The sequence below is a fragment of the Brevundimonas sp. genome, from assembly GCF_032017145.1.
In the GTDB taxonomy this organism is placed as follows: Bacteria; Pseudomonadota; Alphaproteobacteria; order Caulobacterales; family Caulobacteraceae; genus Brevundimonas.
On the sequence record NZ_DALZQC010000049.1, the window covers coordinates 1 to 23,320 of the forward strand.

Below are 23,320 nucleotides of genomic sequence, written 5' to 3' on the forward strand. Positions count from 1 at the left end.
GCCGATGGCCGCCGCCGTCAGCCGCTCGGCCCGACTGGCCAGCCCGCCCGGCGGACGCAGCAGCTGGCGCGTCTGGCGCGCCAGGCTGTCGGCCAGGGCCAGCCGTTCCGTCTCGGTCGCGACCGCCCCCATCCGCCGCGCCGCGCAGGCCAGATTGACGACCCGGCGCGCCAGGATGTCCGGCCCCCAGGCGAAGGGCGACCAACGGGCGAAGGCATTGGTCCAGGCCAGGGTCAGGCGCAGGGCCTCGCGCGCGCCGCGATCCCCCTGAGCCATCAGGGCCGGCAGCCAGGCGAAGGCGTGCAGTTCGACCGCGAACGGCCGGGACGGGCTGGGTCGGTTCCACGGATCGCCCGACGCCTCCACCTCCATGGCGGCGCCGGCCAGCATGAACCGCCCGGCCAGCACATTGTGGCCTGGCGTGGGATCATGAGGGCGAAAATCGCGCGGCGTGGCGGCGAAGGCGCTGACCTTGCGTCCCTTCAGCGTCAGCCCATAGCCCGGCAGGCCGTAAAGCTCGATCCACAGCTGGCGCGTCGCTAGCCGCCCGGCGATGGCGAGCCACAAGCCGAGACCGGCCGTCGTGTCGCCAGCGCGCACGGGCGTCCGCACGGGCGCTCCGGGCAAGCCGGGAATCTGGCCGGACGCCACGTCCAGACCGGCGTCCTGGCCACGCGGAGCGAAGGGACCGAGCGGGCTCATGCGCGGGCCGGGGCCGCCTTCAGGGCGGCGATATTGGCCGCATAGTCGCCTTTTAACACGAAGGAGCCGGCGACCAGGGCGTCGGCCCCGGCGGCGACACAGGCGGCGGCGTTGGCCGAGGTGACCCCGCCGTCCACCTGCAGATGCGCCGACGAACCGGCGCGGTCCAGAATGGCGCGCGCCCCGGCGATCTTGCGCAGCGAACTGTCGATGAACTTCTGCCCGCCGAAGCCCGGATTGACCGACATGATCAACACCAGATCGACCAGATCGACCACCTCTTCCAGGATCGACAGCGGCGTGGCCGGATTGAACACCACCCCGGCCTTGGCCCCCAGCTGACGGATGCGACCCAGGGTGCGGTGCAGGTGCGGTCCGCTTTCGGGGTGGACCGTCAGGATGTCGGCGCCGGCGTCGCGAAACGCCTCAAGCCACGGATCGACCGGCGCGACCATCAGGTGCACGTCGAACGGCAAGGTCGTGTGCGGTCGGATCGCCTTCACGATGTCGGGTCCAAGCGTGATGTTCGGCACGAAATGCCCGTCCATCACATCCACATGAACCCAGTCGGCGCCCGCGGCCTCCAACGCACGGACTTCTTCGCCCAGCCGCGAAAAGTCGCTGGCGAGGATCGACGGACAGATCAGAGGGGTAACGGCCATGGCCTGGGGATAAGGCGCGGCGCCGACGGGAGCAACCGGCTTGGCGAGGAAGCCCCGACATGTTCTACTCTTGTTCACGCCAAACTTGCGCAGGAAGTCATGATGTCGATGCAAGACCCGTCTGCCGCCGAGCCCGTGCGCGTGTTCGAGAACGGCTCCGGCGACCGCTTCCTGATCTATGGCGGCCATGATGGAGCCAAGGTCGAAATCCGCTTCGACGGCGATGCGCTGTGGATGAGCCAGGCGCAGATCGCGAGCCTGTTCGGTCGGGACGTCTCGGTCATATCGAGACATATTGCGGCCATTCTGGAAGAGGGCGAGTTGGGCGAGGCCGCCGATTTGCATTTTATGCAAATTAAGGGCCCCGCTGATCGGACCGTCAGGGCCTACAGCCTCGATATGGTGATTTCGGTGGGCTACCGGGTCAGTTCGGCGCAGGCGACCGTGTTCCGCCGTTGGGCCACCGGCGTCTTGATCCGGTTCGCCACGCGCGGCTTCGTGGTCGATGTCGAACGGATGAAGGCGGGCGGCGTGCAGGATCGAATCCGCGAACTGCGCGATATCATTCGCGACATCCGCAGCGAGGAAGCCAACCTCTATGCGGAAATCCGCCAAATCTGCAGCCTGTGCCAAGACTACGATCCGAAGTCGGACGCTTGGCGCACCTTTTACCGCAACACTCAGGCCAAGCTCTGCCACGCCGTGACCAGCCATACGCCTGCCGAGATGCTGATGGCGCGTGCCGATGCGGCAGAGCCTGATATGGGGCTTCAGACCTGGAAGGGCGAGCGGATCGCCGCAGCCGACGTGACCGTGGCCAAAAACTTCCTGGCGCCGGCGGAGGTGCGCGAGCTGAACCGTTTGACTGATCTGCTGCTGACCATATTCGAAGACCAGTTGGAGACCGGCCGCCTGACAACGATGGCGCAAGCCTCCGCGCTTTTGGACGCTCAGTTGAAGGGGTTGGGTCGCGTGGTTCTGTCCAACGGCGGTCGTGTCTCCAAGGACGAAGCCGACCGCCATGCTAAGGCGGCTTACAAGGCTTTCGACATCCAAAGACGTGCACTGGAAAAAGCTCGGGTGGAGCAGGAGTACGCCGACCTACGAAAAGCCGCCGACGCCCTGCCCGCTTCGAAGCAGGCGCACCGAAAGACTTAGGCGATACGTTCCAGCCTGGCCGCGAAGAAGCCGTCCAGCCCGCCTTTTTCGGCCCACATGGAGGGCAGGATGCGCAGCCAGCCTTCGGGGGTCAGGGCCTCGGGCGGGGCGCCGAGGGCGGCGGGGTCCGCAGGTGTGGTGCGGAAGGCGGGGTTGCGGCGCAGGAAGGCGATGATCTGGGTTTCGCCCTCCTCGCGCTCCAGCGAGCAGGTGCAATAGACCAGACGCCCGCCCGGCTTGACCCGCTCGGCGGCGGCGTCGAGCAGGCGGTGCTGGACGTCGGCCAGTTTGGCGATCTCGGCCGGACGGGTGGCGCGCAGAACCTCGGGGTTGCGACGGAAGGTGCCGGTGGCGGTGCAGGGCGCATCCAGAAGAACGGCGTCGAAGGTGCGGGCGGCCGCCCAGTCTTCGGCCGGGACGGCGACGACCTCGGCGCTAAGGCCGGTGCGCTCCAGATTTTGGGTCAGGCGCTTCAGGCGCGTGGCCGAGCGGTCAAGCGCGACGACCGAGGCGCCGGAGGCGGCCAGTTGCAGCGTCTTGCCGCCCGGCGCGGCGCACATGTCCAGCGCGGTTTCGCCGGCCTTCACGTCCAGCAGGCGGGCGGGCACGGCCGCAGCGGCGTCCTGCACCCACCAGTCGCCGTCCTCGAAGCCGGGCCAAGTCGCCACATCGCCGCGACGGCCGGTGCGAACCGTGCCCCCGGACAAGGCTTCGCCCTCTACGGCGGCGGCGACAGCGGCGGGATCGACGCCGGGCTTCAGGCTGAGATCGGTCGCCGGCTCCTCGCGAGCAGCCAGCGCCAAACCGACCAGCGCCGCCTCGCCATAGGCCGCCTTCCAGCGCGCCGCGATCCAGTCGGGCAGATTGCTTTCGGCGGTCGTCAGACCGGGACCGTCGCGGCCCACGCCCCGCAGCACCGCATTGACCAGGTTTTTGTAGGGTCGGGTCTTTGGATCGCGTTCGGCCAGTTTCACAGCGGTGGAGACGGCGGCGAAGGCGGGCGTCTCCAGCACCAGGGTCTGGGCCAGGGCGATGCGCATCAGGGTGCGGACGGCCTCGGGCGGCGACTTCTGCAGGCGGCGATCCAGGATCTGATCGATCTCGCCCAAGCGACGCAGGGCGGCCATGGCCACCGCGCGGGCGAAGGCGCGGTCCACCGGCGCCAGGGCGCGGGCGGGCGGCTGGGACAGGGCCTCGTCCAAGCCGTTGCGCTTCTCCAGGGCGGCGTTCAGCAACAGGCCGGCGACCACGCGGGCCTCGACGCCGATGTCGTCCTGAGGCGGAGCAACGGCGTCCGCCGTCGCGGCGGGGCGCGGACGGCCCTTGGTGGCCATGCGCCGTCCGCGCGCCTGCGAACTCTGTCCGCCTCGTCCTTCGGTCATACGGCCACCTGCGCGCCCAACTCGACCACGCGGCCGGGCGGGATGTGGAAGAAATCGGTCGGATTGGCGGCGTTGCGCATAAGGAAGATGAACAGCCGATCCTGCCACAGCGGCATGCCCTGACGCGCCGAGGGGATCAGCGAACGCCGGCCCAGGAAGAAGCTGGTCGACATGATGTCGAACTTCAGTCCCTTCTTGCGACACAGACCAAGGGCGCGCGGCACATTGGGCGTCTCCATGAAGCCATAGGTCACGGTGACCTTCTTGAAGTCGTCGTTGATCGGCTCCATCCGCACGCGGTCGGCCTCCTTGACGCGCGGCCGTTCGGAGGTGCGCACCGTCAGGATCACGTTCTTCTCGTGCAGCACCTTGTTGTGCTTCAGATTGTGCATCAGGGCGACGGGGGCGACGTCGGGATCCGAGGTCAGGAAGATGGCCATGCCGGGCGCGCGGTGCGGCGGGCGGGCCTGCAGCATCTCGATCAGGTCGGTCAGGGGCAGGCTGTCCTTGCGCGTCTTGGCGGTGAGAATCTGGGTCCCCCGCACCCAGGTCCACATCACCACGACCAGAAGGGCGCCCAGCACCAGCGGCATCCAGGCCCCATCGGGAATTTTCAGCAGGTTGGAGGTCAGGAAGACGCTGTCGATGAAGGCGAACGGGATCAGGGTTCCGGCCACGGCCCACATCGGCCACTTCCAGCCTTTACGGATCACGGAATAGGCCATCAGCGTATTGACCAGCATGGTGCCGGTCACCGCGACGCCATAGGCGGCCGTCAGATTATGCGAGCTCTGGAACACCACCAGCAGCACTAGAACCCCGACCATCAGGAAGGTGTTGACCGCCGGCACGAAGATCTGGCCGGCCTGGGTCTCGGACGTATTCTTGATGTCGATGCGGGGCAGAAGGCCCAGTTGCACCGCCTGTTGCGTCACCGAGAAGGCGCCGGTGATGACGGCCTGGGACGCGATGACCGTGGCGGCGGTCGCCAGGATCAGCATGGGCCAATAGGCGACCTGGGGCACCATGTTCCAGAACGGGTTCTGGGCGGCGTCGGGGTTATCCAGGATCAGGGCGCCCTGGCCCAGATAGTTCAGCGTCAGGCAGGGCAGGACGAAGGCCAGCCAGCCCATGCGGATCGGCGCCTTTCCGAAATGGCCCATGTCTGCATAGAGGGCCTCGGCCCCCGTCACGGCAAGAAAGACGCTGCCCAGGATGACGAAGCCCAGGAAACCGTCGTGCAGCAGCAGGCTGACGCCGTAATAGGGCGACAGGGCGCGCAGGATGGTGATGTCGTCGAAGATGTGGATCAGGCCCAGGGCCCCCAGGCTCAGGAACCAGACCGCCGTGATCGGCCCGAAGTATTTGGCCAGTCGGGCCGTGCCGCGCGACTGCACCAGGAACAGGGCGATCAGGATGCCGGCCGAGATCGGCACGATGAAGGGATCCAGCTTGCCCGACAGGCCCGGAGCGTCCTGCAATCCCTCGACCGCCGACAGCACCGAAATGGCCGGCGTGATGATGCCGTCGCCATAGAACAGCGCCGCCCCGCAGACGCCCAGGATGAAGATCCAGGCGCTGCGCCGACCAACCGCGAACTGGGCCAGGGCCATCAGCGACAGGGTGCCGCCCTCGCCCTTGTTGTCGGCGCGCATCAGGAAGAAGACGTATTTGAACGTCACCACCACCATCAGCGCCCAGAACGCCAGGGACACCACCCCGACGATGGCCAGATCGCCGCCGACGCCGCGCTGGGCGTGGCCGATGGCTTCGCGAAGCGCATAGAGCGGGCTGGTGCCGATGTCGCCGAACACCACGCCGATCGCGCCCAGCGTCAGCGCCCACATCCCGCCGTGCTTGGCGATCTGACCGCCCGGAACATGGGATTCCGGGCCCGTGGCGGGGGTGGACGTTTCCGGCGTATGCGACGCGGGCGAGGGAGCGCTCGCGTCGTGGGGAGTATCCCCGGCCATTGGTATCCTCCGGGGCGCCGACGCCCTGTCGGTCCCTTCAAAGCGGCGAGCCTTTAGGCCCATTCCGCGCGGTCTTCAATCGCGCCCGACAGGATTCGGTTTCGCCGTTCCGCGACCGATTTGTGATTCCAGGCGCGAGCGCCTATTTTCACCCTAGGAACAAAATCATGTCAGACAGCCAGCGCTTCCCCGTCGCCGCCCACGCCTTGGCCTATATGGCCCACAAGGGCGCCTATGGGCCTGCGCAGGCCGCCCCCAGCTGCGTGCTGGCCTCGTCCATCCCGACCAATCCCGTCGTGGTGCGCCGCGTGACCGCCCTGTTGGCCAAGGCCGGGCTGATCGCCACCCGGCCGGGCGCCACCGGCGGTTCCTGGCTGCTGCGCCGGCCCGAGGACATCCGCCTGGACGAGGTTCTGAAGGCGGTGAACGGCTGCGCCCACATCGGCTCGCCGCCCGCCGGGGCCAAGGGCTGCCCGATCAGCGAACACATCCCGCGCCAGGTGGCCAAGGCCCTGACCGCCGCCGACGAGGCCGCGACCGAGGCCCTGTCCAAGATCACCATCGCGGATCTGTTGGCCGAGAACCCCGCGTCGCTGGCGGCGTTTGCGCCGCACACATCCTGCCCCGTCGCGGCCTGACCGGGCCGTGAGCCGCGCCGTTCTGATCACCGGCGCCTCGGCCGGCATCGGTGCGGCCCTGGCGCGGGTCTATGCGAGCGAAGGGTGGAACCTGATCCTGACCGCGCGTCGCGAGGCGCCGCTGCTGGCCTTGGCGGACGAACTGGCCACCGCCCACGGCGTCGCCGCGACCGTGATACCCGAAGACCTGAGCGACCCGGCGGCCCCCGAACGCCTGGTCGCGGCCATCGCCACGCGCGGCCTCATCGTCGACGGCCTGGTCAACAATGCGGGCTTCAGCCGCGTCACCGGCTTTCTGGACACGGACCTCGGCGCGCATCGCGCCATGATCCAGGGCATGCTGACGGCGCCGGTCGAACTGTCGCGCCTGCTGCTGCCCGGCATGATCGAACGCGGCTTCGGCCGGGTGCTGAACGTGGCCTCCCTCGCCGGCCGGATGCCCGCGACCGGCGGCGACACCCTGTATGGACCGATCAAGAGCTTCCTGATCAAGGCGTCTCAGGGGCTTCATCTGGAAACGCAGGGGACCGGCGTTCACGTCACGGTCCTGAACCCGGGCTACACCTTGACCGAGTTCCACGACGTCAACGGCTCGCGCGAGCAGGTTTCGACCGCCTATCCGCCCTGGATGTGGATGGACGCCGCCCGCGTCGCCCGCATCGGCTGTGACGCCTGCGAAGCCAACCGTCCCAGCGTCACCCCCGGCGTCATGAACAACGTCATGGCCGGCCTGGCGCGCTTCCTGCCAGACGGGCTGGCGCTTCGCATGGTGGCGAACCACGCCAAACGGCTGGAGCGGCTTTAGGGGCGCTTGCCGGTTACATCCGACCTACCTCCACCCAAAACGTCATCCTAGGCCTTGTGCCTAGGATCCAGAATCCCGATGTCGGGGCAGGGTGAGACGCCTTCCATGCCGAGCGTATGGATCCTAGGCACAAGGCCTAGGATGACGTAGTGAGAGGCGCTGAACTTAGGCAGCAGTTTCAAATATGGATCGCGTGGCCCAGGGCGCGCAGGGACGCCTCGTGGAAGGCTTCGCCCAAGGTCGGGTGGACGTGGATAGTCCCCGCAACATCCTCCAACACCGCGCCCATCTCCAGCATCTGGGCGAAGCTGTTGGACAGTTCCGACACATGCTGACCCACCGCCTGGATACCCAGGATGCGATGATCGCCCTTGTTCGCGATGACACGCACAAAGCCGCCGTCCTCGCCCGCCTCGATGGCCAGGGCGCGGCCGATGGCGGCGAAGGGGAAGACGGCCTGGATCACGTCGTCACGGCCCTCGACATCCTGCGGGCCGACGCCTGCGGATACGATCTCGGGTTCGGTGAAACAGACGGCGGCGATGGTGACGGGGTCGAACACGCGATCATGGCCGGCGATGATCTCCGCGACCACTTCCCCTTGGGCCGAGCCCTTGTGCGCCAGCATGGGTTCGCCGGTCAGGTCGCCGACGGCCCAGACGTTCTTCATGCTGGTGGCGCAGCGCTGGTCGATCTTCACGAACGGGCCGCTCATGGCCACGCCCATGTTCTCAAGTCCCCAGCCCTGGGTCCGGGGCTTGCGGCCCACGGTGACCAGAACCTTGTCGGCGTGCAGTTGCAGCGGCTCGCCGTCCCTGGTGGTGACGTTCAGCTTGCCGTTGCCGAAGCCGCCCGCGCGGGCGCCCAGATGCAGTTCGACGCCGTGGCTGATCAGCCATTTGGCGACGGGGTCGGTCAGGGCCTTGTCATAGAGAGGCAGCAGGCGGTCGGCCATTTCGACAATGGCCACCTGGGCGCCCAGTTTGCGGAAGGCGATGCCCAGCTCCAGCCCGATATAGCCGCCGCCGACCACGACCAGCTTCTTGGGAACCTCGGGCAGGCTCAGCGCCTCAGTCGAGGAGATGACGTCGCCGCCGAACGGCAGGAAGGGCAGTTCGACCGGCTCGGACCCCGTGGCCAGGATGACGTGTTCGGCGTTGATCTTCACCTCGCCGTCGTCGGTCTTGACGATGCAGGTCTTGGCGTCCTCGAAGTTCGCCCAGCCCTTGATGACCTTGACCTTGGCCTTCTTCAGCAGGGCCGCAACGCCGTTGTTCAGTTTGCGGACGATCCCGTCCTTCCACTCGACCGTCTGTTTAAGGTCGATGGCGGGCGCGGCCGCCGTGATGCCCAGCGTCCCGCCGTCCGCCGCCTTGGCCACCGTCTCGAACTTGCCCGCCGCATGGATGATGGCCTTGGACGGAATACAGCCGACGTTCAGGCAGGTGCCGCCGAGGCCGTCTCCGCCATCCACCAGCACGGTGTCGAGGCCCAGCTGGCCGCAGCGAATGCCGGCGACATAGCCGCCGGTGCCCGCGCCGATGATGAGGACTTTGGTTTTCAGGGTCTGGGTCATCGCCGATAACGCTCTAAGATTTCACGTATTTTAGACAGGTCATTCGTATAGGGAAGCACTTGAAGATCTTCCTGATAACCCGGATCGCCTTCAGCACGAGAAGGCATTTCGAGGCGTGCGGATTCCATGATCTCGGCATATTGACGACGCGCTTCGGCAGGATCCGACTCCAGTAGAAGCAAGACGCGCTGGCCTCTCTTCACTTCGTAACTCGGGCCGCAATCATCATTTTCCGCCCACCGGTATTTCGGCACATTTCTTGGCGGGACAGGCCCTGTGAGTTTGAACTCAGCTTCGCGAACTGGTCCCAAGCTGCGCTCCCAGTCCATCGGGAAAACCCGACGAACTCGAACTACCTCTGCTTCGAACATCGCCGGCTCAGTCAGAAACATCATATTGAGAGGGATGAGCGTGCAGGCGTCAGCCCTGCTTGACGCAAGCAAGGTAAGCAATGTCGCAGCCAACGCTGAGGCGAACCTCATCGCCTCACCCCATCCACAGCGTCGCCGGGTTCTCCAGCAGCCCCTTGATCCGCTGCACGAAGACCGCCGCGTCATGGCCGTCGACGATGCGGTGGTCGAAGCTGGACGACAGATTCATCATCTTGCGCACGACCATCTGGCCGTCCTTGACCACGACCCGTTCGGCGATCTTGTTGGGGCCGACGATGGCGACCTCGGGGTGGTTGATGATCGGGGTGTGAACCACCCCGCCCAGCGTGCCCAGAGAGGTGATGGTGATGGTCGAACCCGACAATTCCTCGCGCTTGGCCGAACCGTCCTTGGCCGCGCCCGTCACACGCGCGATCTCCAGCGCCGTATCGTAGGGATCGCGGGCCTCGGCGTGGCGGACCACCGGCACCATCAGGCCGTTCGGCGTCTGGGCGGCGATGCCCAGATGGACCGGGGCGTGCTGGGTCAGGACCCCGGCCTCGTCGTCATAGGTGGCGTTGATCTGGGGCTGGTCCCGCAGAGCCACCACGATGGCGCGGGCGATGAAGGGCAGCAGGTTCAGCTTGGGCTGGTCCTTGGCCCCCATTCCCTGGATTCGGGTCGCATTCAGGTGGACGCGCAGCTCCTCCACCGCCGTCATGTCGATTTCCTCGACATAGGTGATGTGGGGAATGCGACGCACGCTCTCGGCCATCTTCTCCGCGATCTTGCGGCGCAGGCCGATGATGCGGACCTCGGTGGTTCCTTCGGCGCGGGCGTAGGTCGAGCCGCTGGCGGTCGGGGCCGAGGCCGGGACCGATCCGCCCCGGGCGATGAAGCCGTCCAGATCCTCGTGGGTGATCCGACCCGCCGGACCCGAACCCGGAACGAAGGTCAGGTCCACGCCCAGATCGCGCGCGCGGTTGCGCACGGCGGGCGAGGCGGACGGGCGCTCGCCGGGCGCGCGGCCTGTCAGGGCGGGGGCGACAGACAAAGCCTCTCCACCACGCCCTGCGGGCACGGTCCCCCTGGCCGCTTCATGGGGAGGGGACGAAGCGGCGACCGTCTCCTCCCTGCGCGGAGCGGGGGGAGGCGGCTCGGAGCGAAGCGGAGAGACGGAGGGGCTCTGAGCGATATTGCCCCGGCCCTCGACGTTGAACGACACCAGCGGGCCGCCGACGGGCACCTGTTGGCCTGCTTCGCCATGCAGGGCGGCGACGGTTCCGGCAACGGGCGAGGTGATCTCCACCGTGGCCTTGTCGGTCATGATGTCGGCGATGATCTGGTCTTCCTGGACCGCGTCGCCGACCTTGACGTGCCAGCCGACCAGCTCGGCCTCGGCCGTGCCCTCGCCCACGTCGGGCAGTTTGAAGACGTAGTTGCCCGACGATGGTGCGGCGTTAGAGAGCCCCTCCACCGCTGCGCGGTCCCCCTCCCCCCTGACGTGGCGAGGAGACGACTGAGCGGCCGTCTCCTCCCCCCGCGAAGCGGGGGGAGGCGGCTCGGAGCGCAGCGGAAAGACGGAGGGGTTCTCTTCGGCATTGCCCGCCCCCTCGACCTCGAACTCGACCAGCGCGCCGCGCACGGGGATCATCTGGCCGGGTTCGCCGTGCAGGGCGACGACCTTGCCCGAGACCGGGGCGGTGATCTCGACGGTGGCCTTGTCGGTCATGACGTCGGCGACGATCTGGTCTTCGGCGACCGTGTCGCCGACCTTCACGTGCCAGCCGACCAGTTCGGCCTCGGCGGTGCCTTCGCCCACGTCGGGCAGTTTGAAGACGAAACGACCCATCTTAACGACCTCCCGTCATGACGCTCTTCAAGGCGTCTGCGACCCGTTGCGGTCCGGGGAAATATTCCCATTCGAAGGCGTGGGGATAGGGCGTGTCCCAGCCGGTGACGCGCGCGATCGGCGCTTCCAGCGAATAGAAGCAGCGCTCCTGCACCAAGGCCGACAGTTCGCCGCCGAAGCCCGAGGTTTTCGGCGCTTCGTGCACGATGACGCAGCGGCCGGTCTTCCTGACGCTGGCCTCGATGGTTTCGATATCCAGCGGGACCAGGGTGCGCAGGTCGATGACCTCGGCGTCCACGCCCGCGTGTTCGGCACCCGCCATGGCGACCCAGACCATGGTGCCATAGGCCAGGATGGTGACGTCGTTTCCTTCGCGCATGACGCGGGCCTTGCCGATGGGCTCGACATATTTGCCGGTCGGCACCTGGGCCAATCCTTGCGTCTTCCAAGGCGAGACCGGCTTCTCGTGCCAGCCGTCGAACGGGCCGTTGTAGAGGCGTTTCGGTTCGAAGAAGACGACCGGGTCGTCGTCCTCGATGGCGGCGGTCAGCAGGCCCTTGGCGTCATAGGGGTTGGAGGGAATGACGACCTTCAGCCCCGCGATATGGGTGAACAGGCTTTCCGGCGACTGGCTGTGGGTCTGGCCGCCGAAGATGCCGCCGCCATAGGGACTGCGGATCGTGATGGGCGAGGTGAACTGACCGCCCGACCGGTAGCGCATCTTGGCCGCCTCGGAGACGATCTGGTCATAGGCCGGATAGATATAGTCGGCGAACTGGATCTCGACGACGGGACGCAGGCCATAGGCGCCCATGCCGATGGCGGCGGCGACGATGCCGCATTCCGAGATCGGGGCGTCGAAGCTGCGGGTCAGGCCGTGCTTCTGCTGCAGCTTGTCGGTGACGCGGAAGACGCCGCCGAAATAGCCCGCGTCCTCGCCGAACGACAGGACATTGGCGTCCTCGGCCATCTTGACGTCGATGGCCGAGTTCAGGGCCTGGATCATGTTCATCGGCTGGACGCCGGAGCCTGTCGCCTGCGAAGCCGGGGCCGCGTTATGATCGACCATGTCGGGCTCGATGCCGTCGGCGCGGTCGGATTCTGTGAAGGCTTGCTCGGTCATCAAAACTCACCACTCATCCGCGCACCAGCGCAGGAAAGACTCATCACAGCGAACACGGAGGGTGCACGGCGAGCACGACGGGAGCGTCGTTGCGTCCACGAATCGGGTCTCGTTGTGCTCTCCGTGAATTTCGCCGTGATCGCTGTGACGAACCGGCTCACGGCGATCATCATGGCGTCCAAATCAGATGAAGGGCCTTCGGCAAGGACGGCTGAATAGAAAGAGCGCATCAAACCCCCACCTCGCGGCGCTGTTCGATCAGCCGCCAGTCCTCGGTCGCATAGACCTCCTCGAACATCGTCTTCACGCTGGGGCGCGACTGGCCCAGGGTGCCGATGGCCTCGGATTCCTTGCCGGCGGCTCGGACCCGTTCGACGGCGTCTTTCAGGGCTTCGGCGTGTTGCGCGTCGTCCCACTCGCCGATGAGGGTCAGGTGCTGGCGCAGACGCTCCAGCGGATCGCCCAGCGGCCATTTCTCGTGCTCGTCGCCGGGGCGATAGCGGCTGGGATCGTCGGAGGTCGAGTGCGGGGCGCCGCGATAGGTGAACAGTTCGATCACCGTCGCGCCTTGGTTGGTGCGCGCGCGCTCCTCGGCCCACTGGGTCGCGGCCCAGACGGCCAGGAAGTCGTTGCCGTCCACGCGCAGGGCCGGAAGCCCATAACCGATGGCCTTGGACGCGAATGTGGTTTCAAGGCCGCCCGCGATGCCCATGAAGGACGAAATGGCCCACTGGTTGTTGACCACGTTCAGGATGACCGGGGCGCGGTAGACGGCGGCGAAGGTCAGGGCGTTGTGGAAGTCGCCCTCGGCCGTGGCGCCGTCGCCGATCCAGCTGATGGCGATCTTGTCGTCGCCCTTGTAGGCGCTGGCCATGGCCCAGCCGACGGCCTGCGGAACCTGGGTGCCCAGATTGCCCGAGATGGTGAAGAAGCCGTAGTCCTTGGCCGAATACATGATCGGCAGCTGGCGGCCTTTGATCGGGTCCGCCGCGTTCGAGTAGATCTGGTTCATCATCTCGACCAGCGGATAGCCGCGCGCGATCAGCAGCCCCTGCTGTCGATAGGTGGGAAAGCCCATGTCCTCGCGGCTGAGCAGCATCCCTTGGGCGACCGCGATGGCCTCCTCGCCGGTGCATTTCATATAGAAGCTGGTCTTGCCCTGACGGTGGGCGCGGTGCATCCGGTCGTCGAAGGCGCGCGTCAGGATCATGGCCTTCAGGCCGCGACGCAGCGTCTCGGGGTCCAGGCGCGGATTCCACGGGCCGACCGCATTGCCCTCGTCGTCCAGCACCCGAATCAGGCGGAAGGCGAGATCGCGCATCTGATAGGGCGTCGACCCGACCTCGGGCCGTTCCACCGCCCCGGCGGGGTCCATCTGCAGATGGCTGAAGTCGGGGGCGTCGCCCGGACGGCCGGACGGTTCCGGCACGTGCAGCGACAGGGGCTGGCTGTTCTTTTGGCTCATTTTGTCGTTCATGCGGGCGTCCATGTCCGTTCGGGGGTCCGTCCGTGTTTCCTCTGGACGTTTGATAACACGGCCCCTAAGCAGGCGCTCGCTCAAATTGACCTTGCTAAATCCCGATTTCGGGTATTTTATTTCGCCATAATCATAATCGGAGAAACGCCTTGGCGGACGAACTCGATCCCATCGACGCCCGTATCCTGGATATCCTGCAACAAGACGCCGGGCTGTCGGTCGCCGAGGTCGCGGATCGCGTCGGATTGTCGGCCTCGCCCTGTTGGCGGCGGATCAAGCGGCTGGAGGATTCCGGCCTGATCACCAAGCGCGTCACCCTGCTGAACGCCAAGCTGCTGGGCCTGGACTTCGAGGTGTACGCCATCGTCAAGCTGATGCTGCCCTCGGCGGACAATCTGAACGTCTTCGAGGCCGCCGTGGCCAAATGGCCGGAGGTGGTGCAGTGCGCCACCATCACCGGGCGCGAGGACTATGTGCTGCGCATCATCACCTCGGACATGCACGCCTTCGACCTGTTCCTGCGCGAGAAGCTGCTGGCGCTGGGCATCGTGTCGGACTGCGAAAGCCATATCGTGACGCGCGGCGTGAAGAATGTGACCGCCCTGCCTCTTGGCATCATCACGCCTCACGTCGGATAACGTCGCTCAGGCGGCGCGGGCCGCTTTGGGAGCCGACACATGATCGAACTGGTGATCGACGCACGCCGCAAGGACCTGGGCGGGTTCGAGGTCGGGCGCGTCCTGCCCTTCCATTCACGTCGGATGGTCGGGCCCTTCATCTTCCTGGACCAGATGGGACCGGCCGAGTTCGCGCCCGGCGCCACAGCCATCGACGTGCGACCGCATCCGCATATCGGCCTGTCGACCCTGACCTATCTGTTCGAGGGCGAGATCATGCACCACGACAATCTCGGCTACGATCAGGCGATCCGGCCGGGCGAGGTGAACTGGATGACGGCCGGCAAGGGCATCGTCCATTCCGAACGCACCGACCCCCTGACCAAGAGCCGGGGCGGGCCGATGCACGGCATGCAGGCGTGGGTCGCCCTGCCGACCGAGGCCGAGGAGACCGATCCGTCCTTTGTTCATCTCGGCGAGGACGCCCAGCCGACCTATGAGAACGGCGGCCTGTTCGCGCGGCTGGTGGCGGGTGAAGCCTATGGCGCCAAGGCCGATGCGCCGGTCTCCTCGCCGCTGTTCTACATCCATTGGGAGCTTCAGCCCGGCGTGCGCACCGCGCCGCCCGCCGCCAAGGGCGCCGGCGGCATGAGCGAACGCGCCCTTTTCGTCGCCAAGGGCTCTATCGAGGTCGGGGACCGCACCTTCCACGAAGGTCAGATGGTGGTGCTGGCGTCCAGCGCCGAGCCGACGGTCAAGGCCCTGACCCAGGCCACCGTCATGGTTCTGGGCGGGGAGCCGGTGGGCGAACGATTGATCTGGTGGAACTTCGTCGCCTCCAGCCAAGCCCGCATCGACCAGGCCAAGGCGGACTGGCAGGCGGGACGGATGAAACTGCCCGACGCCGACGATCTGGAGTTCATCCCCCTGCCCGACGAACCCGCAAAGGCGCAGGCGGAGCCCGCGCCAGTGACGCCCAAGCCGACCGATCCGGTCTAGCGGGCAGGCAGAAGGTGACGCGGCGAGGCCGGATCGCTACATGCGGCCTATGAACTTCGATTTCGACGCCCAGGTCACCGCCGCCCTGTTCGACAACACCGGCGCCGTCTTCGCCCTTGGCGACGGCTCGGTCCGGTTCGAGGACCGGACGCGGGTGGAGGCGCACGACGGCGCCGTTCTGTGCGCCTGCGTCCACCCGTCCGGCGACGGGATCGTCACCGGCGGCGATGACGGCCAGGTCGTCTGGACCCGCCGCGACGAAGAAGCCGTCGTCCTGGCCACGGCCAAGAGCCAGTGGATCGACGCCATCGACGCCTCGCCTGCCTCGGGCCTGGTCGCCTTTTCCTTCGGCCGCACCCTGTCGGTGATCGACCCCAAGGACGTGGGTTTCCGTCGCGACTTCCAGCACGAACGCACCGTCTCCGGCGTCGCCTTCGAGCCGAAGGGGCGCCGCATCGCGACCTCGACCTATGGCGGGGCGGCGCTGTGGTATGCGCGGATCGAAGAACAGCAGCCCGTGAAACTGGCCTGGGCCGGGTCGCACACCGGCGTCGCCTTCTCGCCCGACGGCGCCTTCGTCGTCACGACGATGCAGGACAACCAGATGCACGGCTGGCGCATCAAGGACGCCAAGAACCTGCGGATGGGCGGCTATCCGGGCAAGGTGCGGTCGATGGCCTTTCTGGCCGATGGTCAGCTGATGGCGACCTCGGGCGCGCAGGGCGCGGTCCTGTGGCCCTTCGTCGGATCGAACGGGCCGATGGGGCGCGAGGCGACCGAGATCGGCTATGACGATACGACCCTTGTCAATCTGGTCTCGGCCCGCGCCGATCAGGGCCTGCTGGCCGCCGGACTGATGGACGGTCGGGTGTGGGTGGCCCATCCGGCCGCCCAGGGCCTGAACTTCGTCAAGGCCGAGAAGGGATCGGCCATCGTCGCCCTGTCGCTGAGCCCCGCCGTCGATAAGGTCGCCTGGGCCGACGAGGACGGTCGGGCCGGCGTGATCGTCCTCTGATGGCCAAGGGGCGCAAGCGGGGGCGGCGGGTGCTGCTGATCGTGCTGGTGATCCTGGTGCTGTTCCCGATCGTCGGCGTGCTGGCGACAGCCGTCGTTCCGCCGCCGGCGACCATACTGATGCTGCGCCAGGCCGTGCGGGGCGAGGGGCTGGACTATCAATGGCGCGGGCTGAACCGTATCTCGCCCAATCTGGTCAACGCCGCCATCGCATCCGAGGACGCGCGGTTCTGCAGCCACCGCGGCTTCGACATGGACGCGATCCAGAAGGCGCTGGACCATAACGCCGAGGGCGGGCGCATCCGGGGCGGATCGACCATCAGCCAGCAGACCGCCAAGAACGTCTTCCTGTGGCCCGGCCGCGACTGGGTCAGAAAAGGTCTGGAGGCGGGCTACACCGTGCTGATCGAGACGGTATGGGGCAAGCGCCGAATCATGGAGGTCTATCTGAACGTGGTCGAATGGGCGCCCGGCGTCTATGGCGCCCAGGCCGCGTCGCGCCATTGGTTCGGCAAGGATGCGGCCGACCTCAGCCCGCGCGAGGCGGCGCGCCTGGCCGCCATCCTGCCCGCCCCGCGCCGCTACGAGGCGGCCGATCCCGGCCCCTATGTCCGCCGGCGGGCCGCGCGCGTCCAGGCGGCGATGGGGGCGGTGCGGAACCAGGGTCTGAACGTCTGCGTCCTGGGCCGGGGCGGCTGAACCGTCCCGCTTGACGGGCCTCGCCGCCTCCCCTCTCCTGCACGCGCTGTTCAGGAGATCCATCATGAAGCGTCAGATGATGACCGCCGTCGCGGTCTGCGCCCTCGCCTTCGCCGCCGGCTGCGCCAGCACACCCGAAACCAAAGCGCGCGCCGCGGGGCCCGAACAGACCGCCTCCACCACCACGCCGGCGCCGGCCGCCACGGGGATCAAGGCCGACTATCCCATCACCGCCGAGGGCGCGACCGCCTTCGTCGCCGACGCCGAAACCCAATGGGCCGCGACCAGCGAATATGTCGCCCGCATCCAATGGGCGCGCGCCACCAACATCACCTTCGACACCATGTGGCTGGAGTCCAAGGCCAACGCCGAGGCGACCGAGCTTCAGGTGCGGATGGCCAATCAGGCCGCCAGGTTCAATGACACGCAAGTCGATCCGGTCGTGCGGCGCAAGCTGGACCTGCTGCGGCTTGGGCTGGTGCTGCCGGCGCCGAACCGGCCGGGCGCGGCCGATGAGCTGGCGCAGCTGACCACGCGGCTGGACTCCACCTATTCGACCGGCAAGTTCGACTTCAAGGGCCGCAGGATCACCCTGGACGAGGCCTCGCTGATTCTGGCTGACAGCCGCGATCCGGCCGAGACCAAGGCGCTGTATGAAGGCTGGCGCACCATTTCACCGGTCATGCGCGACGACTACGCCCGCATGGTCGAGATCGCCAACGAAGGCTCTCGCGAACTGGGCTTCGCCGACACCGGCGCCCTGTGGCGCTCAGGCTATGACATGCCGGCGGACGACTTCGCCGCCGAGACCGACCGGCTGTGGGCGCAGGTCAAGCCGTTCTACGAGAACCTGCACTGCTATGTGCGCGCCCGGCTGAACGCCCGATACGGCGATGCGGTCCAGCCCGACCACGGCCCCATTCGCGCGGACCTGTTGGGCAATATGTGGTCCCAGCAGTGGGGCAATATCTATGACGTGGTGGCCCCGGCGTCGGGCGGCGCCTCCAGCTATGACCTGACCGAACTGCTGAAGGCGGCCGATTACGACGCGACCAAGATGGTCAGGACGGGCGAGGGCTTCTACGTCTCGCTGGGTCTGGATCCCCTGCCCCAGACCTTCTGGGAGCGTAGCCAGATCACCCGGCCGCGCGACCGCGAGGTGGTCTGCCACGCCTCGGCCTGGGACTTGGACAACGCCGACGACATCCGCATCAAGATGTGCACCAACGTCAACGGCGACGACTTCTACACCGTCCACCACGAACTGGGTCACAACTACTACCAGCGGGCCTACAAGAACCAGCCGATGCTGTTCAGGAACGGCGCCAACGACGGCTTCCACGAGGCCATCGGCGACTTCGTGGGCCTGTCGGCCCTGACCCCTACCTATCTGAACCAGATCGGTCTGTTGAAGACGACGCCGGGCGCCGAGGAGGACATTCCCTTCCTGCTGAAGATGGCGCTGGACAAGATCGCCTTCCTGCCGTTCGGCCTGATGGTCGACCGCTGGCGCTGGGACGTCTTTTCGGGCCAGACGGCGCCGGCCGCCTACAACACCGCCTGGACCGCCGACATGCTGCAATATCAGGGCCTGGTCCCGCCTGGCCCGCGCCCGGCCAACGCCTTCGATCCGGGCGCAAAATACCATGTGCCGGGCAACACGCCCTATACCCGCTACTTCCTGGCGGCCATCTATCAGTTCCAGTTCCAGCGCGCCGCCTGCAAACAGGCCGGATGGACCGGACCGCTGCACCGCTGTTCGGTCTATGGGAACAAGGAGGTGGGCGCGCGCTTCAACGCCATGCTGCAGATGGGACAATCGCGGCCGTCGCAGGAGGCGATGAAGGCCTTCACCGGCGACGACGGCAACGACGCCTCGGCCATCGCCGACTATTTCGCCCCGCTGAACGTCTGGCTGGCGCAGCAGAACCGCGGCCATCAATGCGGATGGAGCGCCGCCTGACCGACAGACGCGGTTAACCCTTCCCCTTCAGCCTTCCCTTAACCGCCCGGCGCCAGACTGTCGGCTGATCGGGCGGTCATGCGGCCGTACGCGCCCACGGGGATGGTCTTGGCGAACGCTTCCATACTGATCAGTCGAGCGCTGCGCGGCCTTCGCGGCCTGGCGTCGCGTATGGCCTCGGATCGCGGCGGCAATGTCGTGATGATCTTCGCCCTGGTCATGCCGGCCCTGCTGATGATCACCCTGGGCGGGATCGACCTGAACCGCATCACCACGGTCAAGGCGCGGGTGCAGGACGCCCTCGACGCGGCGACCCTGGCGGCCGCGCGGTCATCCTACACGGACTCGGAAAACCTCCAGAAAGTGGCCCTGGTCGCCCTCCGGGCCAATCTGCGCGGCTCCTCGGTCGAACCGTTCGCCGACAGCGACGTCAAGATCGTGCTGACCGAGAATCAGGTGGTGGTGGCGGAGATGCGGGTGCAGGTGAAGACCCTGGTGGCCAACATCGTCCTGCCGCCCTACGGCAAGCTGATGGACGACACACTGCCGGTCAGCGTCCACTCCGAGGTCAACCGCTCTTCCAAGGACATCGAGGTGTCCTTGGTGCTGGACATCACCGGCTCTATGAGCGGCAGCCGGATTCGCGACCTGAAGAACGCCGCCAATCAGCTGATCAAACTGGTGGTGCAGCCGTCCGAGAAGCAGACGCCCTACTATTCGCGCATGGCCATCGTGCCCTACTCGATCGGCGTCAATCTGGGCTCCTGGGCCGATGGCGCGCGGGGCGCGGAGATCGGCGACACCGCCATCACGGGCGCCTCCTGGGCCGCCGCGCCAAGCCGGTCGATCAGCAACATCACCCGCGCCTCACCCGGCGTCGTCACCGCGAATGGGCATAACCTAGCGTCCAATGACTATGTCTGGATCAGCGGCGTCAATGGCATGACCCAGGTCAACGACCGGATCTACCGGGTCGTCCGCATCGACGCCAACCGCGTGTCGCTGCAATACCAATCCAACGACGCCTGGTACACGCTGAACACCACCAGCGGGAACGGTTTCAGCAGCTACAGCTACGGCGGGCAGATTCGAAAATGCACGCGGTCCGACTGTTTCGTGACCGTCACCTCGCGCAACCATGGCCTGTCGGAGGGCGAGGGCGTGGCGATCTCCGATGTCCGCGGGATGACGGCGCTGAACACCACGAACGGCGGCCTCTACGAAGTGTATGAGCGGCCGACCAACGACACCTTCGTCCTGCCCCTGGGCGGCGCCGCCTACGCCGACTATACCAGCGACGGCGCGGTGCAATGCGGGCGCGACGGCTGCGCCATTCGCGTGTTCCGCGACGCGCAATACAATCGCCTGACCCGGTTCGACAACACCACCTGCGTCAGTGAACGGACGGGTTCGGCGGCCTACTCGGACGCGGCACCGCAGAGCGGAACCTATGTCGGGCGCAACTATCCGGCGATGAAGCGGTCGTCGCCTCAATCGCAGGGCAACCCGTGCCCGAGCGCCACGATCCAGCCGCTGACGTCGAACATCGAAACCCTGACCAAATTGGTGAACGGCCTGACTGTGACGGGATCGACCGCCGGTCAGATCGGCCTGGCCTGGGGCTGGTATGCGGTTTCCGATCAGTTCAACCGGCTGTGGCCCTCCAACACGGCGGCCGCCTATGCGCCGACCAAGGTGCTGAAGGCCGTGATCCTGATGACCGACGGCGAGTTCAACACCCCCTATTGCGGCGGCGTCGTCGCACGGGACGCCGGATCGGGTTCCGGCAACTCCTATGACAAGATCGCCTGCGACGCGACCAACGGCGACCCGTTCGACCAGGCGGCCAGACTGTGCGACAGCATCAAGGCCAAGGGCGTGATCGTCTACACCGTCGGCTTCTCCATCGCCCAGGGTAGCGACGCGGCGCGAATCCTGAGCACCTGCGCCACCGACAAGGACAAGGCCTTCCTCCCGCAGTCGGGGGCGGACCTGTCCAGCAACTTCCAGGCCATCGGCCGCGACATCACCCGGCTCAGGATCTCGCGATGATCCGTCAGAGCAGGCGGATTTCCCGCAGCCTTTCGGTCAGATAGTCCTCGGCCAGGATGGTCTTGCCGGCATAGCGGTCAGGGTTGTCCGGCGTGATCGCGCTGGGCAGGGTCTCGATCGGGAAGTCCGGGTTGAAGTGCAGGAAGAAGGGCGTTGAGTAGCGCGCGAAACCGCGACGTGCCGGCGCAGGATTGACCACGCGGTGCGTCGTCGACGGCAGGACGTGGTTGGTCAGCCGCTGCAACATGTCGCCGATGTTGACGACCAGGGCGCCGGGCGGCGGCGCGATGTCCAGCCAGCTGCCGTCCTTGTCCTTCAGCTGAAGCCCGGCTTCTTCGGCGCCCAGCAGCAGGGTGATGACATTGATGTCCTCGTGGGCCCCGGCCCGCACGCCGGGCGCATCGGCCGGCACGGGCGGATAGTGCAGCATCCGCAGCACGCTGTTGCCCATTTCCACCTTGTCGGCGAAGAAGTCGTCGCCCAGCTTCAGATAGCGGGCGATGGCGCGCAGGATCTTGGCGCCCAGCGCATCCAGATCCTCGAACATGCCGTACAGGTGCTCGCGGAACCCCTCGACCTCGGTCGGCCAGACGTTGTCTCGCATGTAGCGACGGTAGGGATGCCCCTCGGGCAGTTCGCGGCCGACGTGCCAGAACTCCTTCAGATCCACGGTCTTGGCGTCCTTGGCCGCCTCGACCCCGAACGGCGTCAGGCCGCGCGCCCCGCCCGTGCCGGGCTGGTGGTACTGGCGCTTGATCTCTTCCGGAAGGGCGAAGAAAGCCTTGGCGTCGTCGATGGCGGCGGCGATGCGCCCCTCGTCCAGGCCATGGTCGGCGATCACGGCGAAGCCGTAGCGCTTGAAGGAGGCGCCCAGAGCGTCGCTGAACGCCTGGAAATCGGCGTCATGCTGCTTCATCGAAACCGGCGTGATGGCGCGGTCCTGCGGGCGGGTGTCTTGGGTCGCGCTCACGGGCGTCGTCCTTCGGTCTATGAGGTGTGCGGCCTCCCTTACGCCTAATCCCGGCGATTGTCAGTTCGCGGAACGGCGGAGCGACGACCGTTCATCCGGCATACAGGTTGGAACCTTCACAGTAAGCATACGTTTCCGCGCCAGATCGCAAATACGAAGAGGACCCGTCCATGCGCGCCAAATTCATCGTCGCCAGCGTCTCCATCGCCGCCCTGCTGGGCGCCGCCGCCTGCACCACGACCGATCCCTATCAATCCGGCCCCGTTCGCAACAACACGGGCACCGGGGCCATCGCCGGCGCTCTGGGCGGCGCCCTGCTGGGCTATCTGACCAACACCTCGAACGGCGAACAGGGCCGCAAGAACGCCCTGATCGGCGCCGGCGTCGGCGCTCTGGGCGGTGCGGCCGTCGGCCAGTATATGGATCGCCAGCAGCGCGCCATGGAATCTCAGCTGTCGGGCTCCGGCGTCGGCGTCGCGCGTCAGGGCGACACCCTGGTCCTGCGCATGCCGTCGGACGTGACCTTCGCCACCAATCAGTCGTCCATCGACCCGCGCTTTCTGCCGGTGCTGCAGGACGTGGCCCGCGTGCTGCAGCAGTATGACCAGTCGACCGTCGATGTGATCGGCAACACCGATTCCTCGGGCGGCGACGCGATCAACCAGCTCCTCTCTGAGCGTCGCGCCAGCAGCGTCGCCGCGGAACTGGTGCGCAACGGCGTTCTGGCCCAACGTCTCTATGTCGCCGGCAACAGCTCGCGCAACCCGGTGGCGTCCAACGCCACGCCGGAAGGCAAGGCCATGAACCGCCGCGTGGAAATCCTGATCCGCCCGTTCACCGGCTGATCACGAGCGACATCAAAAACATGATCAGGGCGGCGTCGTACGACGTCGCCCTTTTTTGCATCCATATCCTCCGCTCGCGCTTGCACGATGTCGAACATCGCGGTTAGGCCAGTCGTCATGTCCACAGGAGCGAAGCCGTGACGCCGGACGACTGGGATTTTGGGCAAGGCCTGAAGCTGGCCGCCATCGCGGTGGTCTGCGCGCTTTTGACGGCGACCGTCGTGATCGCCGTCGGCGAAGCTATTCTGTCCCGACAATCATCCAGCGAACCAAGCATGTCGCTGGCCGCAAACGTCTCAGACTGATCCTTTCACGCAAACAGAAACGCCGCCTCCTTTCGGAGACGGCGTCAAAGTCGTTCGACATCTGATCCCCTGGATCGCCGGTCTGGATGTCCAGACCGGCTTTCCTTTGGGTCTTAGAAGTTGATGTCGATGGTCGC

At 66.7% G+C, this 23,320-nt stretch carries 20 protein-coding genes and 1 pseudogene; 11 read left to right on the top strand and 10 right to left on the bottom strand.

Annotated features, from left to right (window positions below; translation table 11 throughout):
• A pseudogene (locus RTU05_RS09895) lies at window positions 1–702 on the bottom strand (heparinase); the annotation flags it as partial.
• Window positions 699–1,364, bottom strand: coding sequence for a ribulose-phosphate 3-epimerase (gene rpe / locus RTU05_RS09900; RefSeq protein WP_312597852.1), 666 nt, complete (start codon window positions 1,362–1,364; stop codon window positions 699–701). The gene rpe and the pseudogene RTU05_RS09895, both read right to left, overlap by 4 nt.
• On the opposite strand from rpe, the gene rhuM reads away from it, so the two are divergent.
• Complete coding sequence (gene rhuM / locus RTU05_RS09905; RefSeq protein ID WP_312597854.1) at window positions 1,260–2,522, top strand: RhuM family protein; 1,263 nt, start codon at window positions 1,260–1,262, stop codon at window positions 2,520–2,522. The genes rpe and rhuM overlap by 105 nt on opposite strands.
• Here the strand turns inward: rhuM and RTU05_RS09910 are convergent.
• Together RTU05_RS09910 and RTU05_RS09915 are read right to left on the bottom strand one after the other, a co-directional pair.
• Complete coding sequence (locus RTU05_RS09910) at window positions 2,519–3,856, bottom strand: RsmB/NOP family class I SAM-dependent RNA methyltransferase (RefSeq protein ID WP_312597856.1); 1,338 nt, start codon at window positions 3,854–3,856, stop codon at window positions 2,519–2,521. The genes rhuM and RTU05_RS09910 overlap by 4 nt on opposite strands.
• 44 nt (window positions 3,857–3,900) lie before the next feature.
• Window positions 3,901–5,877: a potassium transporter Kup gene (locus RTU05_RS09915; protein ID WP_312597858.1), complete on the bottom strand. Its 1,977-nt coding sequence runs from the start codon at window positions 5,875–5,877 to the stop codon at window positions 3,901–3,903.
• Between the two features lie 167 nt (window positions 5,878–6,044).
• On the opposite strand from RTU05_RS09915, the gene RTU05_RS09920 reads away from it, so the two are divergent.
• Together RTU05_RS09920 and RTU05_RS09925 are read left to right on the top strand one after the other, a co-directional pair.
• Window positions 6,045–6,515 (top strand): Rrf2 family transcriptional regulator, encoded by a 471-nt coding sequence (locus RTU05_RS09920; protein ID WP_312597860.1) that lies wholly within the window; start codon window positions 6,045–6,047, stop codon window positions 6,513–6,515.
• Between the two features lie 7 nt (window positions 6,516–6,522).
• Window positions 6,523–7,320 carry an SDR family oxidoreductase gene (locus RTU05_RS09925; RefSeq protein ID WP_312597862.1) on the top strand — a complete coding sequence of 266 codons (798 nt, stop codon included), beginning with the start codon at window positions 6,523–6,525 and terminating at the stop codon, window positions 7,318–7,320.
• Window positions 7,321–7,498: 178 nt separating this feature from the next.
• On the opposite strand, the gene lpdA is transcribed toward RTU05_RS09925, so the two are convergent.
• The 5 genes from lpdA to RTU05_RS09950 all read right to left on the bottom strand — a co-directional run bounded on the left by lpdA (window position 7,499) and on the right by RTU05_RS09950 (window position 13,719).
• Window positions 7,499–8,896, bottom strand: coding sequence for a dihydrolipoyl dehydrogenase (gene lpdA, locus RTU05_RS09930; RefSeq protein WP_312597864.1), 1,398 nt, complete (start codon window positions 8,894–8,896; stop codon window positions 7,499–7,501).
• Window positions 8,893–9,291, bottom strand: a complete 399-nt coding sequence (locus RTU05_RS09935) for a hypothetical protein (protein WP_312597867.1) — start codon at window positions 9,289–9,291, stop codon at window positions 8,893–8,895. Before RTU05_RS09935 ends, lpdA begins: the two co-directional genes overlap by 4 nt.
• Before the next feature lie 91 nt (window positions 9,292–9,382).
• Window positions 9,383–11,119, bottom strand: coding sequence for a 2-oxo acid dehydrogenase subunit E2 (locus RTU05_RS09940; protein ID WP_312597868.1), 1,737 nt, complete (start codon window positions 11,117–11,119; stop codon window positions 9,383–9,385).
• Window position 11,120: 1 nt separating this feature from the next.
• A complete protein-coding gene (locus RTU05_RS09945) occupies window positions 11,121–12,188 on the bottom strand; it encodes an alpha-ketoacid dehydrogenase subunit beta (RefSeq protein WP_409411613.1) in 1,068 nt (355 codons plus the stop codon).
• Window positions 12,189–12,471: 283 nt separating this feature from the next.
• Window positions 12,472–13,719: a 3-methyl-2-oxobutanoate dehydrogenase (2-methylpropanoyl-transferring) subunit alpha gene (locus RTU05_RS09950; protein ID WP_312597872.1), complete on the bottom strand. Its 1,248-nt coding sequence runs from the start codon at window positions 13,717–13,719 to the stop codon at window positions 12,472–12,474.
• Between the two features lie 149 nt (window positions 13,720–13,868).
• Between RTU05_RS09950 and RTU05_RS09955 the strand changes: the two genes are divergently transcribed.
• The 6 genes from RTU05_RS09955 (at window position 13,869) to RTU05_RS09980 (ending at window position 21,063) form a co-directional block, all read left to right on the top strand.
• Window positions 13,869–14,357: an Lrp/AsnC family transcriptional regulator gene (locus RTU05_RS09955; protein WP_248119481.1), complete on the top strand. Its 489-nt coding sequence runs from the start codon at window positions 13,869–13,871 to the stop codon at window positions 14,355–14,357.
• Between the two features lie 39 nt (window positions 14,358–14,396).
• Window positions 14,397–15,335 carry a pirin family protein gene (locus tag RTU05_RS09960; protein WP_312597874.1) on the top strand — a complete coding sequence of 313 codons (939 nt, stop codon included), beginning with the start codon at window positions 14,397–14,399 and terminating at the stop codon, window positions 15,333–15,335.
• Between the two features lie 49 nt (window positions 15,336–15,384).
• Window positions 15,385–16,350, top strand: coding sequence for a WD40 repeat domain-containing protein (locus tag RTU05_RS09965; RefSeq protein ID WP_312597883.1), 966 nt, complete (start codon window positions 15,385–15,387; stop codon window positions 16,348–16,350).
• A complete protein-coding gene (gene mtgA, locus RTU05_RS09970) occupies window positions 16,350–17,048 on the top strand; it encodes a monofunctional biosynthetic peptidoglycan transglycosylase (protein WP_312597876.1) in 699 nt (232 codons plus the stop codon). The genes RTU05_RS09965 and mtgA overlap by 1 nt, the downstream gene beginning before the upstream one ends.
• A gap of 64 nt (window positions 17,049–17,112) precedes the next feature.
• Complete coding sequence (locus RTU05_RS09975; protein ID WP_312597877.1) at window positions 17,113–19,011, top strand: M2 family metallopeptidase; 1,899 nt, start codon at window positions 17,113–17,115, stop codon at window positions 19,009–19,011.
• Between the two features lie 108 nt (window positions 19,012–19,119).
• Window positions 19,120–21,063, top strand: coding sequence for a pilus assembly protein TadG-related protein (locus RTU05_RS09980; RefSeq protein ID WP_312597878.1), 1,944 nt, complete (start codon window positions 19,120–19,122; stop codon window positions 21,061–21,063).
• 4 nt (window positions 21,064–21,067) lie between these two features.
• Here the strand turns inward: RTU05_RS09980 and RTU05_RS09985 are convergent, their stop codons facing one another.
• Entirely contained in the window at window positions 21,068–21,979 is a 912-nt protein-coding gene (locus tag RTU05_RS09985) for a 2-oxoglutarate and iron-dependent oxygenase domain-containing protein (RefSeq protein WP_312597885.1), read from the bottom strand.
• A gap of 224 nt (window positions 21,980–22,203) precedes the next feature.
• On the opposite strand from RTU05_RS09985, the gene RTU05_RS09990 reads away from it, so the two are divergent.
• Window positions 22,204–22,878 (top strand): OmpA family protein, encoded by a 675-nt coding sequence (locus RTU05_RS09990; RefSeq protein ID WP_312597879.1) that lies wholly within the window; start codon window positions 22,204–22,206, stop codon window positions 22,876–22,878.
• A gap of 137 nt (window positions 22,879–23,015) precedes the next feature.
• Window positions 23,016–23,183 carry a hypothetical protein gene (locus RTU05_RS09995; protein WP_312597881.1) on the top strand — a complete coding sequence of 56 codons (168 nt, stop codon included), beginning with the start codon at window positions 23,016–23,018 and terminating at the stop codon, window positions 23,181–23,183.
• The last annotated feature ends 137 nt before the right edge of the window (window positions 23,184–23,320 follow it).